Raw genomic sequence first — 15,045 nt, 5'->3', positions numbered from 1 at the left:
ATACGTCTCTTGTTATATTGCTATATTAGCATACTTGTAGTTTTATGTAAAGTATTTTTTGTTTTTATAATTTATTTTATATGGAAAATATATTTTTTGTAATATTTATATAGGACATCACAATACATCTTGATTTTTTATGAATTAAGGTGTATATTAAGAAATATATTTTATTGTAAATAGATAAGTACTCAGGAGGTCCGATATGGATACATTAAATAACGAAACTAGCGAGCTTTTATACAAACAGCTTGCCAATATAATCAGAAATGACATTTTTGAAGGTCGGTTTAAACAGGATGAAAGAATACCTTCTGAATTTGACTTAAGCCATATTTATAAAATTAGCAGAAGCACTGTCCGTAAAGCGATTTCACTTTTGTCAGAAGAGGGGCTTCTAGTAAAAATACATGGTAAGGGGACTTTTGTGGCAAGTCCTAAATTTAAAAATTCTTCATCTACTTTTTTAAGTTTTACGGAAAATGTAGATGCTATGGGAAAATCTTTAATCACTAATACAATTAGCAGGTATTATGAAACTGCAACACCGGATCAGAAACGTTTTTTTCAATTAGACGGAGCAGAAGAACTTCTAAAGATTATTCGTCTTCGAAGTATTGAAGCACTTCCGATTTGTGTTGAAACAACCTGGTTCACAAAAGATTATGATTCTTTGCTGACAAAAAATTTAAACGGTTCATTGTACTCAGTGTTAAGGAAAGATTATGAAATAGAACCATCTGCCGGCAGTAAAACTATTGAGTTATGCTATGCTTCTGCACAGGAAGCAGAGCTTCTTGATGTACCCAGAGGGTCAGCTTTAATGCTGGTGGAAGATTATGTTTATGACAGTTATAATAAGCCGCTTCATATTACAAAGCAGGTAGTGAGAGGAGATAAATTCAAATATGCTTTAAAGTGAAAATAAATTTATTTATATAAGTAAAATTATTATTAAAAAACTATATTTAGAAAGCGGAGTAAATTATTTTTTTAGGAAAGGATATTTATGAATGAACAGACTCTTGAAGATTATTTAATTTATATAGTTATGAAGTATGGAGGAAAATGGAATGAGATAGAAGATAATATTTATAAATTGCATGAACAGGAAGAAGAAGAATTGAAGCTGAAATTTCAGGGAGATGACTATTATTATGTAAAACGTACAGATTGGTTTGCCAAGTTTTCTAGTTTTATTACACCATTATTTGATGAATTTTGTACTGATAAAAACCGGGTTTATGGAGGTAAAAACAGAACAAGTTTTGGTTTTCCCTTAAAATTCGCAGGTATAGAAAAACCGGTCGAAACTTCTGTAATTTTAAAAAATAAGAATCGTGCTGAAGTATTTGTAAAAACCGATACCAATTTTTCTGACGAGTATCTTTTTATTTTATTAAAAAAGGCCGGTTTATGGAAAATTGATAGTTATAAAAACAGACGTTACAGAAGTGAAAAATGGAGTTTGATGATACTTTAGTTCTATGGATAAAAATTTTGAAGGAGAAAGTAAGTTATGAGTTTAATTGGGGATATTATAGATGATGTATTAGAAGCACAGCTTAGAAAAAGTATTTATAATACAGAAAACAGAACTGTTGAATTGATTGAGAATCATGAAACTTTAAAGAAAATTTTGATTGAAAGTATGTTAGAATCTTACAATAAAAATAAAGAAATAGAAAAACAGATTGAATATTTACATTTTAAGATTGATAAAATTGAAAAATTATTATTAGAGATTCTAAATAAATAGAATTGTTATCATAAAGTTTATAGAGAAAATTTATTTGCTATAGTATAATGAAATTTTACGAAGGAATGGTAAAGTTTTATATTTTTAATAAATTAGAAATATTGCTGCATTTCTAAATATTAGAGCCCTGTTCATTTCAGCAAAAAAAATAATATTTTTTATCTGCTCTCTTGACTAAATAACATTTATGTAATATACTTGTAACATAAAAATAATGAGAGTGGCGCAGCAGTCACTTTTAGTGAGTATGTAACTGATATAGATGCAGGCAGAACTCAAATTAGCTAAAAATGTCCTTTTTTAGTTAGTTTGGGATTTTTTTTTGGAAAGGAGAAAATTAAGTGAAAATAAGTCAAATTCTGAATAACAATGTAGTCATTGTTAAACGAGGAATGAATGAGATTATTGTCTATGCGAAAGGGATAGCATTTAGAAAGAAAGTTGGACAAGTTATATATGAAAATGAAATTGAAAAAACGTATGTGCTGGATTCAAATGATATGTTAGAGCATTTTAGTTATTTACTGTCTCATTCTGAACCGAATCATATTACCCTGGTCAATCAGATCATAAAATACGGTGAAGATAAATTAGGGAAAAAATCTAACGACTACTTAAATTTGACTTTGCTGGATCATATTGAATTTGCGCTTAAACGTGCGCAAAAAGGGCAGTTTATCCGCAGTCCTCTGACATGGGAGGTCAAAAGATTTTATCCGAAGCATTTTCAGATTGGTATTTATGCACTGGATTTAATAAAAGAGCAGATCGGCTCTGAATTCCCCGTTGATGAGGCAGTATCAATCGCACTGCACTTTGTAAATATGGAAGAAGGAAAAAGTAATCTTGATGAAGCAATACATTCTATGGAAACACTGAAAGATATCATCTCCATTATTCATTATCATTTTCAGATAACATTTGATGAAAATTCTTTGGATTATATGAGATTAATGACCCATCTCCAATATTTTATACAGCGTGTGTCGAGTAACAGCCCTTATTCTGTAATTGGTGACGAAGTTTTGAACCAGCAGATAAAAACCTTATACAGCAATGCCTATGACTGTGTCCAAAAAATAAGGATTTATGTTCAGAAAAAATATAACTGTAATTTAACAATTGATGAAGAAACGTATTTAATGCTTCATATTCATCGTATTTCAGACAAACAAACTTTGAAAGGAGAAGAAAAATGAAATATAAAGAATTTAATAAAAAAATTATAGAATTGGTAGGAGGAAAAGGGAATATTCAAAGTGTCGTTCATTGTATGACCAGATTGAGATTTACACTTAAAGACAGATCAAAAGCAAAAACAGATGAACTAAAAGCTCTGGACGGAGTAGTTGATGTTGTTTCCAATAATGTGGCTTATCAGGTAATAGTAGGAACCCACGTAAATGAGGTTCATGCCGAATTAATTTCAATGCTTGATCTAAAAAATGCTGAGGGAGACGATATGCCCAAGGAAAAGAAGCATCCGTTAAAAGCAATGCTTGACTTGGTATCAGAGATAATGACGCCGGTTATTGAGCCGATCATTGCATCAGGTCTGCTTGCAGGTTTTTTATCATTATTTACCATTACTGGGATTCTGTCTGAGGAAGGGTCTACGTTTCTGCTGTTGAATTCAATTCGTGAAGCAGTATTTTATTTTCTGCCTATTTTAATTGCAATGTCATGTGCAAAACGTTTGAAAGCCAGCCCGTATTTAGCGGTAGCTTTAGCAGCGACTTTAGTATCGACTTCTATTAACGGGGTTGAGGGATTAAGTATTTTTGGAATTTCACTGCCGCAGACTACTTATGCGAATTCATTTATTCCGATAATTTTAGCAGTGTGGTTTATGGGGAAATTAACAGTTTTTCTGCAAAAACGAATTCCGCAGTTCCTGCAGTATTTTTTAAATCCTGTATTGATCATGGTTATTTGCCTGCCTGTAACATTACTGTTTTTCGGGCCGATCGGTATATGGATCGGAGACGGAATCGGATGGTTTTTTGAATTGTTGAATAATACATTCGGAAGCTGGATAGTAGTAATGTTATATGCTGCCCTGCAGCCTTTCTTAATTATGCTGGGTGCGGGAAATTTCATGATGCCGCTTTCATTAAATTTTTTGAATAAATTGGGTTATGATCCTATTTTTCTTGGAGCAGCAACGATTTCTGATATAGCAGTTTCAGGTGCTATGCTGGGTTATTTTTTCAAAGCCAAAGAAATGAAACAGAAACAGTTATTTGGAACAGTCAGCTTCAGTGCATTGATGGGTGTTACTGAGCCGGCAATTTACGGGGCGTTTATCAAATTTAGAAGACCGTTTATTGCTGTTATAATAGGCGGAGGTCTTGGGGGATTGTTTGCCGGATTTATGAAAGTCAAGACTTATTCTATGGTCTGGGGATTAATGGGACTACCGTCTTATGCCCAGAATCAGGATTTTTCCAACTTGATTTTTATGGTTGCCAGTGTTGTTATAGCTTTTATCGGTGCAGCAATAGCAGCATATATTTTAGGAATTCCTTCTGAAGAAAAATCGAAAGATACCGTGGCGGCTCCCGGCGGGGACAGCAAGCCGTTAAATAAAAAAGTCATTTTTTCATCAGCAGCAGAGGGAGAGGCCGTGCAGCTTGAAAATATAAAGGATCAGGCGTTTTCAACAGGGGCATTGGGGAAAGGTATAGGAATTATACCAAGTTCCAATGAGGTTGTTTCTCCGCTGGAAGGGGAAGTAACTGTGGTATTTCCTACAAAACATGCAATAGGGCTTAAAACTGACAGCGGTATTGAGGTTTTGATTCATATCGGAGTGGACACAGTGGAGCTTGAAGGAAAGTATTTTGAAACAGTTGTTAAAGAAGGAGACAGGGTAGTACCGGGGCAGTTATTATCAAAAGTTGATTTTTCTGGAATAATAGAAGCAGGCTATGATCCGACAATTATTGTAATTGTAGCAAATACTCCGGATTATCTGGATGTGATTCCTACAGCATCCGGTGCTGTAACAAAAGACTGTGAAATTTTTACGGTAATAGTATAAGTATATTTTAGAAATTAATTTAATATACGAAAAGAAAGAAGGTTATTTATGGTATTGAAGAAGTCTTTTTTATGGGGTGGAAGTATAGCGGCCCATCAATGCGAGGGAGCGTGGGATAAAGACGGCAAAGGTGTGGGAATTATGGATCTGGTAACACAGGGTACTTATGAAAAACCAAGAGAAATAACTAAAACAATCGAGGAAGGTAAAATATATCCTTCTCATGAAGGAATTGATTTTTATCATAATTATAAAGAAGATATTGCTTTATTTGCCGAAATGGGTTTTAAAGCACTGCGTATTTCTGTTGACTGGTCCCGTATATATCCAAAGGGTGATGAAGAAAAAGCAAATGCACTGGGAATTCAGTTTTATCAAAATATTGTGGATGAATTATTGAAGCATAAAATAGAGCCTGTAGTTACATTATATCACTTTGAAATGCCTGTTCATTTAGTCACTGAATATGGTTCATGGACAAATCGAAAAGTAATAGATTTTTATTTAAAATTCTGTAAAACAATGTATGAAGCGTTAAAAGGAAAAGTTCACTACTGGTCTACATTTAATGAAATGAATCACATTGATCCCCAGACAGAAGCATCAGATATTTTCACATATATTATTGCGGGTTTAAAGTATTCTGAAATGGAGGATAAAAAGCAAACACTTGCGACAATAGGATATAACATGACTTTGGCAGGTGTAAAAGCTGTAAAACTGGGTCATGATATAGATGCCGGCAATAAAATAGGATGTGTATTTGGTCTGACACCGGTATATCCGTTTAATTGTAATCCTGTAAATGTTATGAATGCTTTCAAAGAAAACGAGCATGAATTTTATCAGATTGATGCAATGTGCAACGGAAAATTTCCCGGTTATAAACTATGTGAATATCAGGAGCAGGGAATAAGTCTTGATATTACAGATGAGGATGAACAGGCCTTTGCAGAAGGAAAAATAGATTTCATTGGATTGAATTATTATTCTTCAAGTGTATCTCGTTATGAAGGCAGTGAAAATGATGAAGAGACTTTATTCGGCGGTATACAAAATCCTTATCTGGAAAAAAGCAGATGGGGCTGGTCCATTGATCCTGTCGGTTTGAGATATATACTAAATTATGTTTATCGCAGATACGGTCTTCCTGTCATTATTACCGAAAATGGTCTGGGAGCTGTAGATGAACCGGATAAAAACGGAAATATCGAGGATAATTACCGTATTGAATATCTGCAAAAGCATATTGAGCAAATAAAAAAAGCTGTTATTGAAGATCATGTCGAATGCTTCGGCTATCTGACATGGGCACCGATTGATCTGGTAAGTGCAACAACCGGTGAAATGAAGAAGCGGTATGGTTTTATTTATGTAGATAAACATGATAACGGCAAAGGCACTTTGGAACGGAAAAAGAAAAAATCTTTTTACTGGTATAAAAATGTCATAAAATCAAATGGCAGTGAATTATAAAAAAATATTATAAATTACAAATTTTTGGAGGGAAGATATGAAAAAAAAGTCATTTTTAGTTCTGTTTATTTTTATCCTTACAGCTTCAATTCTTTATGGGAAGACTGACAAGCAGGATAAAGCAGTTTATCTTTATTTTATAAGACATGGAAAGACAATGTTTAATACTACAGGTCAGGTTCAGGGATGGGCTGACAGTCCGTTAACCGATGTAGGGATTTCACAGGCTGAAAAGGCCGGGAAAGGATTGAAAAATGTTGTTTTTCGTACAGCATATTCAAGTGATATGGGAAGAGCACGTTCTACTGCAAAAATAATCCTGTCTGAAAATAAAAACGGAAAGTTGGAAATAAAAGAGCTTACAGGACTTCGTGAATGGGGATACGGCGGATATGAAGGACGGGATGATGCTGATTTATGGACACCGCTGTTTAAAGAAAAAGGTATAGAATTTAAGGCAGACTGGTCAACATGGGAAGAGCTTACAGCAGCTATGACTGATGAAGAAATGGCTAATGCAATAGCTAAAAATGATCCTACACAAACAGCCGAAAACTATGATGCTATAATAAAGCGTTCAAAAGAAGCAGTTGAACAGATGGTAAAAGAAACAGAAATGAAGGGCGGAGGAAATGCACTTATTGTTTCTCACGGGAGTGAAATTCCTACTATTTTATCTATATATGTTCCTGAGCAGTATAAGGGAGAGAGTATAGGGAATTGCAGTCTTACTATTGTAAAAGTTCAAAACGGAGTATATACTCTTGTCAAAGTAGGAGATGTTTCTTATATGGAATAAAATATTATAAGAATGCTGTATAAAAAAGTCAGTAAAAAGAAAAAGCTTTCCGGTGTAAAAACTGGAAAGCTTTTCTTCTGCACAGTCTTTAATAAAAGAATAGTAAAAATATCTTAAGTTTTAGATACCTTATGAATATCTATTGTGTCCAATTTTTTTGAGACATTGTTTTTTAAGATATTATCATTTTGATTTTTTTGATATTTATCAAATGTTTTTCTGGATTCATTTACAGCTTTTAGATTTACAGGACCTCCTAAGCATCCGTGAACACAGGACATGCCTTCTATGAAGTCTTCTTTCAGTCTTCCGGCTTTTAACATCAGCAATGCTTTTTTACATTCATCGATTCCGTTGCAGTTTAATATTTTTATGTCCTCGTTTATTCCTTTTTCTTCCAGTACTTTTAACACCGCAGCAGCAACTCCGCCTGATTTGGCAAAGCCTTTTCCATAGCTGGTTGCCGAATTTTCATCACATTCACCGGCAGATAAGTCTATATTTTTCCCTGCAAACATAGCTGCCAGCTCCTCAAAAGTAATAACATAGTTAACTTCTTTTATATACAGGCTCAATGCTTCATTTTTTTTGGTAACGCAGGGACCTATAAATACTGTGACAGCTTCAGGATCCTTTTCTCTTATCAGGCGTGCTGTAGCAACCATTGGAGAAATTGTTGTCGATATATTTTCGACTAAATTACCATAATATTTAGATATTAAATTTACAAAACTGGGACAGCATGATGAAGTCATTTTTTTCCCGTTTTTAAAATTTTCCGATAATTCCTCTGCTTCTCTGTATGCTACTGCATCAGCTCCTAAGGCTACTTCATATACATCCTTAAAGCCCAGCTTTTTAATCCAGTTTTTTATTACCCCTATCGATGCATCAGGTCCGAACTGGCCTTCTATTGCCGGAGCTATCATAGCATAAACATTATCATTAGTAAGTAAAGTATTAATAACATTTGTCATCATGGAAACATCGGAAATGGCTCCGAAAGGGCAGTTATTTATGCAGAGTCCGCAATTAATACATTTTGTGCTGTCTATTATTGCTATATCGTTTTCGTCTATTTCTATTGCATCCACAGGACACGACTTTTTACACGGTCTTTCTATATCTACTATCGCATGATAAGGGCAGCTTGCCACACATTTACCGCATTTTTTACATAACTGTTTATCTATATATGCACCTTTTTTGGTAGCTGAAATAGCTCCAAATGCGCAAGATTTGATACACTTCTTTGTTAAACAGTTTTGGCAGTTATCTGTAACTGTAAATCTAACAATCGGGCATCCTTCACATGCACAGGGTATTACATGTACTACCTGGGTAGGCTCTAATTCTGTATATACCGCATCTCTCGGAAGCTGCCCCATTGACAGTCTGACTCTTTGTCTTATGATTTCTCTTTCCCTGTAAACACAGCATCTGAATTGAGGCTTTATTCCGGATATTATTTCAAACGGTATATCTTCTGCTTTTTCTGCCAGTATATTTTTAAAAGCGTATTCTGCTGTTTTCTGTAAGACTTCATTTTTTATCTGATCAGCATCTTTAATTTCATCCATATAGATTCCTTCTTTTTAATAATATTTGCGTTCAACTACCTTTCCGGCTTTTTCCATTACATTGTATAAATCTTCTAATAATCTCAGCTTTATGCTTAAATCAACAGGAAGATTAGGATTTTGATGTGCCGGATTAATTTTTTTTCCGATAAATAAATGTAAATGAGTGCATTCCTCCATTAGTATTTTAGCCAGTAATGATGCACCATGAGACTCATCTATCAGATTTATGTTTATTTTTTCCGTGGGATCATCCAAATATTTTTTTATTATTTCCAAAGCCTTTCTAAGTGTCAATACACCCTCTGTCACCAGATCTATTCCTTTTATTCTGGCAATTGGAGGAATATTCGGATTTATATAGTTTAATTCAGTTGTTATACTTTCTTTTAGAATTCTGCTTGTAATATTCGCTGTACTTCCGCCGCATACTACTTTTAATCCTTCATTTTGCATAAAATCAGAAACGGCTCTTTCATCATCTTCTATCCTCTCGGGCGGACCGGAAAATATATTAACGACTTTTTTGGGGATAATCTTTGCAGTTACTACTGTAGTATCATCGCCGGGTTCATTCATATAAAGGTCGGCACATGCCTCTGACAGCAGAGATGTCATTCTTGCCGATGTCTTTTCCTGTTTGAATTTTTCGACAGCAAAATCTGCTACATTATCCCAGCTCCATCCTAAGTTCAGCAGTGCTCCGACTCCGGCATAAACTACACCGTCACTTATTAACAGCAGTTCATCCGATTCATTAACATTAAATCTTGCTTCCTTAATATTTTTTCCGGCAATTTCTCTTAGAGTATATTCAATCCTGCTTAATTTCCCATCCTTTATAAAAATACAGCCCGGATTATCAAATTCTACCAGATAGACTTCACCCTGATGGGAGATCTGTAAAATAGAAAAAGTAGAATATGCCAGATTTCTTACACTGCATACAGGAAGGGTTTTTACTATGGTATCAACAGTATCTTCTATGTCAGCGCCTTCTTTCATCATTGTGGAAATAATTTTAGAAGTTAATGTTGACAATATATTAGCCTTTACACCGCTTCCCAATCCGTCTGATAAAACAATAATTACACCGTTTTCCGTATTTACTATTTCTACCCGGTCTCCGCAAAGCTCTTCTGTATATTTATTCAGGCTTTTATAACTGACATCCACATATTTTTGTTTATTCATTTATATTATTTCCTTCATTTATTATCAATTTTTTTAATTTATTCAGTGTAACTTTGGTTTCGGCAGTAGTTTCCCCTAATAAGCTTGCTATTTCCTGAGCTACTCTCATTTGCTTATTAATAACATTTTGTGCCATATTAACCGTATCTAATTTTAAGTTATACATTTTTTCTACGTTTTCTTCTTCTTCTGTTATATTTTTTAATATTCCCATGGCTATTTTCTGATCTTTGACATATACTATTGTCTGTATTATAGTAATTCCCAAATTTTCATATCTTACCTTTTTCTTTCTTATATCTTTTTGAGTTTCAAATACTTTTACAAAATCAGAAGGATCTATAAAATCAAATAAATACTTATTCAGTGCATCATTTCTGGAAATTTTAAATAATTTTTGTGCTGCCAGATTAAACTCTTTAATTTTCATATCTTCATTCACTGCTATAATATAATTAGGAGTAACATTCAAAGTGACATTAGAAAGGCTTTGAGCCATTTCACTTATATAGGGCAGGCACATATAAAGCTCTGCTTTTCCCTGATAAACAGCTATTGCCTTATCCCGGCATGTATCATAGCCGCAGCTTCCGCAGTTCAGCTCGTCGTCTTTTTTGATTTTCCCTATCTGCATAAGTATATCCTTTAATTTATCTTCGCCCGGAATAAAATCTTCTATTTTTTCATTAAAAAATTTCTTATTCAAATCATTTCGATCAAACTTATTTTCGTTATCTTTAATTTCCTCAGCATATCTTTTTATTTTGATAGTGTCTTCCAAAACAGAAGTCCTGTTCTTGGGCATCATTGGACCGTTTACACAGCCATTGGAGCAGGCGTTGATCTCTATAAAGACATTTTTGATTTTTCCGTTTGAGATTTCATTCAGTATATTTTCTACATCCTTCAGGCCGCTTACACTTAATAAGTCATATTTACTGATTTTATCTCCGCTGTCTTTATCTTTGAAATGATTTTTCAAATCATATAATATTCCCTGAGAGATAGGGTAGACTCTTGAATACGGAGAGTCCGTATCAAATTCTTTTGGTGTAATGGTCTCTAAATTTATATTTTCATCAAGGAGCCATTTGTCCAAATCCTGAAATGTTATTGCAAAATCAACATTTCTGCTGTCTTCATCTTGATTTATCTCATATATTTTTGATAAGCAAGGGCCTATAAAAATAACAGATGTTTCCGGACCATATTTTTCTTTTATAAGTTTTCCATGTACTAAGACAGGGGATAGTACAGGAGCCAGATTATTTATCAATTCCGGAGAGTATTTTGATATCATCAGATTTATAGTGGGGCAGCAGCTTGTTAATATATTGTCCATTTCCATTTTATTAATTAATTTTTTATATTCTTCTGTTACATATGCAGCTCCGACTGCTGTTTCTTCTACACCGTCAAATCCTAATTTTAATAATCCGGAAACCAGTTTATTTTTATCAGGATAGGCTGATATATATGATGGTGCGATACTTACTATTTTTTTCACATTCTTATTTGTTACTAATTCTTTTACTTTATCAATGTCACTTATTACTTTTTTAGCTTCCTGAGGGCATATATTTATACACTCGCCGCATAAAATACATTTTTCATCAATAACCTCGACCTTGTCATTTCTGTATTTTATTGACTTAACCGTACAGTATTTCAAGCATTTGTAACAGTTTTTACAATTTAAACTTTTTACGCTTATGTAACTCATTTTTCTCTCCTTACTTGTCAAAAACAGGATTTTCCGGTAAAAAGCAGATTAATTATAACAAATACCGAGAACTTCCTTGGCAAAAAAACTTTTTATCTGTTCTGTATTTAATGAATATTTTTTATCATTAAATCTTATACAAACTCCGTGATTCGAACATTCATTCATACAAAAAGAGCCTACCAAAACCAATTTATCTTCTAATTTATTAGCTTTGATTTCCTGTTCAATTAACTGGATAATTTCTCTTGATTTTTTCAAATGACATGAGCTTCCTATGCAAACCGCCAGTTCCAAAATTATCACTCCTTTCATTTTGATATTTTAGTTTATTTTTTCACAAATATTTGATTTAATATCTATATTTACAATTGATAAAAAATAACTTTATCAAAAGATTGTGATTTTTTTATCTTTGAGTTGTTTGATATTAACACATTAAAATATATATTGCATCTATAGATTAAATATTATAGATAATATCTAATCTTGTCAATTTAAAATATATTTTTATCTTTTTAAACTTTTGATTATTATATAATATATTTTAAATTTTAATTAGTAAATCAAAGTATTTTAAATAATGTATAAATTTTATATCTGTGTCTAGGATAATGATACTATATTATATAGATAAAAATATTATACTTTATATAAAAATTTTTGATATACAAAATATTTATTTATTATTATTTTTCTCTGATATATTAATTTTATTTTTATGATTATATTTTTAAAATTAATGTTGTTTTTTTCAAGAGAGAAAGATAAATATATGTGTTATTCTTTTGCAAAAAGTATTATAAATATTCAGAAGACTGGACAAAGTCGGTGTTTTTTTATATAATTAATATATCAGGTAAATAGATATGTTTTTTAATAATGAAAATAGTATATAATTTTTTAATCTGACAGGGGGAAAAAATGTATAAATCCGAACGAAGAAAAAGAGAGTTTGAAAAAAGTATGAACAGTAAAAAATACAAAAATCACAGTAATACTGATTATAAAAATCACACTAATTTTGAAGATTCTGAGCTTTCCTCTGACTCACTTTGGAAAAGCTTACTTATTTTTATATTTTATGCTGCTATGTTTATAGTTGTTTATTCTGTAAAAATTTTATGGACAGGTGTAAAATATATAAAATCAGTAATAATACAAAAAAATCAGGAGAGAATCAAAAAAGAAAAAGAAAATCAAATTAGAATTACAGAAAAGGAAGCCGCCGCAAAAAACAGTATATGGATAGACAATAATGGAAATAAAATTATAAATTCTGAGAAAGAAATAGTAACAGCAGAAGAAAAAAATGATATATGGATAGAATATACAGAATAAAATCTGGTAAAAGAAATATCAGCATCTAAATTAAAACAAAGGAGAAAATTAAAATGAAAAAGTTAATGGCAGTAGTGTGTCTATCATTGTCGGTAAATCTTTTTTCTTTTGAAGAAATCAAAGGTATTGGAGAGAGAGAGTGCGGTGCAGCCGTCAAAAAAGGAGTTACACATCCGCAGTTTGCCACATATAAAATGAATTGTGAAACATTTGAACATGTAATAGGCAGCTGGTATAAGGATAAAGAAAATGTTTATTTTTACAAGGACAACAACAGTATGTATATAGGCTTTGAAGTAATAGACGGTATAAATCCGGAAACTGTTAAGCCACTCGGAGAAAAGTCACAAATTTATTATATGTCAGACGGAAAAAATATTTATATTCAAAGAGGTTTTTACATGGATGGAATAATTGAAAATGCGAATATAAAAAAGTTTGAGATATTAGAAAACGGTTATTCCAAAGATAACAAAAAAGTATATTATTTATCAAAAGAATTGAAAAATTTTGATATAAAGACTTTTAGGTCTTATCCCGAAATGATAAGATCAAGTGTTGAATATAATGCAAAAGATAAAAATAATTACTACAGAGATGGAAGAATAGTCAAGTTAAAATAATAAGACTTTTCAGAAAAAATCCAGTCCTTTAGATTTTGATAAAAGACTGGATTTTTTTAGTTCTGTTTTCAATTCAGTTTATATTTGTATTCTTACTTTATAACTTTACTTTCTGCTGTTTCTTTATACCAGTAAGCACTTTTTTTAGGATATCTTTTCTGTGTCTGGAAATCTACATAAAATAACCCGTATCTTTTATTAAAGCCGTTTGTCCATGACAAAACATCCATTAACGACCAGACAAAATATCCTTTTACGTTAACTCCCGCAGTAATTGCCTGATTTATAGCTGCTAAATGTTTTTTTATGTAATCTATTCTTGGAATATCTTCTATTTTACCGTTTATAAATTCATCCTTATATCCCATGCCATTTTCTGTTACGTATAATTTTTGACAGTCAGGATATTCATTTTTTATTCTGACAAGCATATCATATAAACCTTTTGGATAAATAGGCCAGTCCCAGTCAGTTGTTTCAATTTCAGGATTTTTTACTCTTTCACCCACGCCTTTTATTCTAAAAATACTTGTCCCTTTCTTTCCAGTGCCATTATGATATATTTCAGTTTCACCTTCATATCCTTTCAAAAAGTGGCTTGCGTAATAATTAACTCCCAGAAAATCATTTAACTCGGCTCCTTTTCTCAGAATATCCGGTTCATCCTCATTTATATCAAGCTTTGCATCATATTTTTCCAGAATTTCCAGTATAATCTGCATTGTACTTTCGGAATAAGAGCCTTTTAACGAAGCATCCAGCATAAATTTATTTGCCAGCGTATCCTCAAGAAGAGCTGCTCTTATATCCTCAGGCTTTTCAGATATTGGGTATTTAGATTCCAGAATATGAATTATTCCTATTTCCCCGTTTAAATTCATTTTTTTATATTCAATAACGGCTTTTGCATGTGCCGTGCACATATTATGCATTGCCTGTACGGCTTTTGGCACATCATATTTTATATTCGGCGGAAAATGTCCTATTATATATTGTCCTGCTACTACAGACCAAGGCTCGTTTATTGTAATCCATTTTTTTACCCTGTCTCCAAAGTTTTCAAAACATATTTTTGCGAATCTTACAAAATGCTCTGTATTTTCTCTGTTCAGCCAATCGCCGTTTTTAAACAATTCCAGAGGAGTATCAAAATGATGAAGCGTGACATACGGCTCTACTCCAGCTTCCAGACAGGCATTAATCATGTCATTATAAAAATCTATTCCTTTTTGATTTACTTTTCCCGAACCGTCCGGTATTATCCTAGTCCATGCTATCGAGATTCTTATCCCGTTTATTCCGTATTCCCTGCACAAGGCAGTATCTTCACGGTATTTATGATAAAAATCACTGGCAGTATCACCGTTAAAAGTACTTTCTGCCCTGTGAAGGTATTCGTCCCAGTAGCATTTTCCCCGACCGTCCTCGTTAACTGCTCCTTCAGCCTGAAATGCCGCAGTTGCAGCCCCGAAAATAAAATCTTCAGGCAATCTTTCCATTTTTATTC

14 protein-coding genes are annotated in these 15,045 nt (G+C 32.6%); 9 read left to right on the top strand and 5 right to left on the bottom strand.

Annotated elements, in window-relative coordinates; all coding sequences use genetic code 11:
- The first annotated feature begins 205 nt into the window (after positions 1 to 205).
- The 7 genes from STERM_RS17150 to STERM_RS17120 all read left to right on the top strand — a co-directional run bounded on the left by STERM_RS17150 (position 206) and on the right by STERM_RS17120 (position 7,077).
- A complete protein-coding gene (locus STERM_RS17150) occupies positions 206 to 922 on the top strand; it encodes a GntR family transcriptional regulator (RefSeq protein WP_012862893.1) in 717 nt (238 codons plus the stop codon).
- An 87-nt stretch (positions 923 to 1,009) separates the two neighbouring features.
- Complete coding sequence (locus STERM_RS17145) at positions 1,010 to 1,483, top strand: NTF2 fold immunity protein (RefSeq protein ID WP_012862892.1); 474 nt, start codon at positions 1,010 to 1,012, stop codon at positions 1,481 to 1,483.
- A gap of 36 nt (positions 1,484 to 1,519) precedes the next feature.
- Positions 1,520 to 1,759: a hypothetical protein gene (locus STERM_RS17140; protein ID WP_012862891.1), complete on the top strand. Its 240-nt coding sequence runs from the start codon at positions 1,520 to 1,522 to the stop codon at positions 1,757 to 1,759.
- A gap of 341 nt (positions 1,760 to 2,100) precedes the next feature.
- The gene (locus STERM_RS17135; protein ID WP_012862890.1) at positions 2,101 to 2,958 is read left to right on the top strand and encodes a PRD domain-containing protein; all 858 of its coding nucleotides are present in this window, start codon (positions 2,101 to 2,103) and stop codon (positions 2,956 to 2,958) included.
- The gene (locus STERM_RS17130) at positions 2,955 to 4,802 is read left to right on the top strand and encodes a beta-glucoside-specific PTS transporter subunit IIABC (RefSeq protein WP_012862889.1); all 1,848 of its coding nucleotides are present in this window, start codon (positions 2,955 to 2,957) and stop codon (positions 4,800 to 4,802) included. The genes STERM_RS17135 and STERM_RS17130 overlap by 4 nt, the downstream gene beginning before the upstream one ends.
- 48 nt (positions 4,803 to 4,850) lie before the next feature.
- Positions 4,851 to 6,278 carry a family 1 glycosylhydrolase gene (locus STERM_RS17125; RefSeq protein WP_012862888.1) on the top strand — a complete coding sequence of 476 codons (1,428 nt, stop codon included), beginning with the start codon at positions 4,851 to 4,853 and terminating at the stop codon, positions 6,276 to 6,278.
- A gap of 37 nt (positions 6,279 to 6,315) precedes the next feature.
- Positions 6,316 to 7,077 (top strand): histidine phosphatase family protein, encoded by a 762-nt coding sequence (locus tag STERM_RS17120; RefSeq protein WP_012862887.1) that lies wholly within the window; start codon positions 6,316 to 6,318, stop codon positions 7,075 to 7,077.
- Between the two features lie 113 nt (positions 7,078 to 7,190).
- Here the strand turns inward: STERM_RS17120 and STERM_RS17115 are convergent, their stop codons facing one another.
- The 4 genes from STERM_RS17115 to STERM_RS17100 are packed head-to-tail and all read right to left on the bottom strand — an operon-like array spanning position 7,191 to position 11,880.
- Positions 7,191 to 8,657, bottom strand: coding sequence for a 4Fe-4S dicluster domain-containing protein (locus STERM_RS17115; RefSeq protein WP_012862886.1), 1,467 nt, complete (start codon positions 8,655 to 8,657; stop codon positions 7,191 to 7,193).
- Between the two features lie 15 nt (positions 8,658 to 8,672).
- Complete coding sequence (locus STERM_RS17110) at positions 8,673 to 9,851, bottom strand: SpoIIE family protein phosphatase (protein ID WP_012862885.1); 1,179 nt, start codon at positions 9,849 to 9,851, stop codon at positions 8,673 to 8,675.
- On the bottom strand, positions 9,844 to 11,574 hold the full coding sequence (locus tag STERM_RS17105; RefSeq protein ID WP_012862884.1) for a [Fe-Fe] hydrogenase large subunit C-terminal domain-containing protein: 1,731 nt from the start codon (positions 11,572 to 11,574) through the stop codon (positions 9,844 to 9,846). Before STERM_RS17105 ends, STERM_RS17110 begins: the two co-directional genes overlap by 8 nt.
- A gap of 48 nt (positions 11,575 to 11,622) precedes the next feature.
- Entirely contained in the window at positions 11,623 to 11,880 is a 258-nt protein-coding gene (locus STERM_RS17100) for a (2Fe-2S) ferredoxin domain-containing protein (protein ID WP_425277049.1), read from the bottom strand.
- Positions 11,881 to 12,498: 618 nt separating this feature from the next.
- Here STERM_RS17100 and STERM_RS17095 point away from each other — a divergent pair.
- Together STERM_RS17095 and STERM_RS17090 are read left to right on the top strand one after the other, a co-directional pair.
- The gene (locus STERM_RS17095; protein ID WP_012862882.1) at positions 12,499 to 12,915 is read left to right on the top strand and encodes a hypothetical protein; all 417 of its coding nucleotides are present in this window, start codon (positions 12,499 to 12,501) and stop codon (positions 12,913 to 12,915) included.
- A 53-nt stretch (positions 12,916 to 12,968) separates the two neighbouring features.
- Positions 12,969 to 13,538, top strand: coding sequence for a DKNYY domain-containing protein (locus STERM_RS17090; protein WP_012862881.1), 570 nt, complete (start codon positions 12,969 to 12,971; stop codon positions 13,536 to 13,538).
- A 92-nt stretch (positions 13,539 to 13,630) separates the two neighbouring features.
- Here the strand turns inward: STERM_RS17090 and lacG are convergent, their stop codons facing one another.
- Complete coding sequence (gene lacG, locus STERM_RS17085; protein WP_012862880.1) at positions 13,631 to 15,037, bottom strand: 6-phospho-beta-galactosidase; 1,407 nt, start codon at positions 15,035 to 15,037, stop codon at positions 13,631 to 13,633.
- Positions 15,038 to 15,045: the final 8 nt, after the last annotated feature.

The sequence above is a fragment of the Sebaldella termitidis ATCC 33386 genome (assembly GCF_000024405.1).
GTDB lineage: Bacteria > Fusobacteriota > Fusobacteriia > Fusobacteriales > Leptotrichiaceae > Sebaldella > Sebaldella termitidis.
This window is presented reverse-complemented; position numbering and strand designations above follow the sequence as displayed.

Coding starts and splice junctions, on each gene's coding strand:
- STERM_RS17140 (WP_012862891.1), top strand. CDS start 1,520: ATGAGTTTAATTGGGGATATTATAGATGATGTATTAGAAGCACAGCTT.
- STERM_RS17095 (WP_012862882.1), top strand. CDS start 12,499: ATGTATAAATCCGAACGAAGAAAAAGAGAGTTTGAAAAAAGTATGAAC.
- lacG (WP_012862880.1), bottom strand. CDS start 15,037: ATGGAAAGATTGCCTGAAGATTTTATTTTCGGGGCTGCAACTGCGGCA.
- STERM_RS17130 (WP_012862889.1), top strand. CDS start 2,955: ATGAAATATAAAGAATTTAATAAAAAAATTATAGAATTGGTAGGAGGA.
- STERM_RS17120 (WP_012862887.1), top strand. CDS start 6,316: ATGAAAAAAAAGTCATTTTTAGTTCTGTTTATTTTTATCCTTACAGCT.
- STERM_RS17145 (WP_012862892.1), top strand. CDS start 1,010: ATGAATGAACAGACTCTTGAAGATTATTTAATTTATATAGTTATGAAG.
- STERM_RS17090 (WP_012862881.1), top strand. CDS start 12,969: ATGAAAAAGTTAATGGCAGTAGTGTGTCTATCATTGTCGGTAAATCTT.
- STERM_RS17110 (WP_012862885.1), bottom strand. CDS start 9,851: ATGAATAAACAAAAATATGTGGATGTCAGTTATAAAAGCCTGAATAAA.
- STERM_RS17125 (WP_012862888.1), top strand. CDS start 4,851: ATGGTATTGAAGAAGTCTTTTTTATGGGGTGGAAGTATAGCGGCCCAT.
- STERM_RS17150 (WP_012862893.1), top strand. CDS start 206: ATGGATACATTAAATAACGAAACTAGCGAGCTTTTATACAAACAGCTT.
- STERM_RS17115 (WP_012862886.1), bottom strand. CDS start 8,657: ATGGATGAAATTAAAGATGCTGATCAGATAAAAAATGAAGTCTTACAG.
- STERM_RS17105 (WP_012862884.1), bottom strand. CDS start 11,574: ATGAGTTACATAAGCGTAAAAAGTTTAAATTGTAAAAACTGTTACAAA.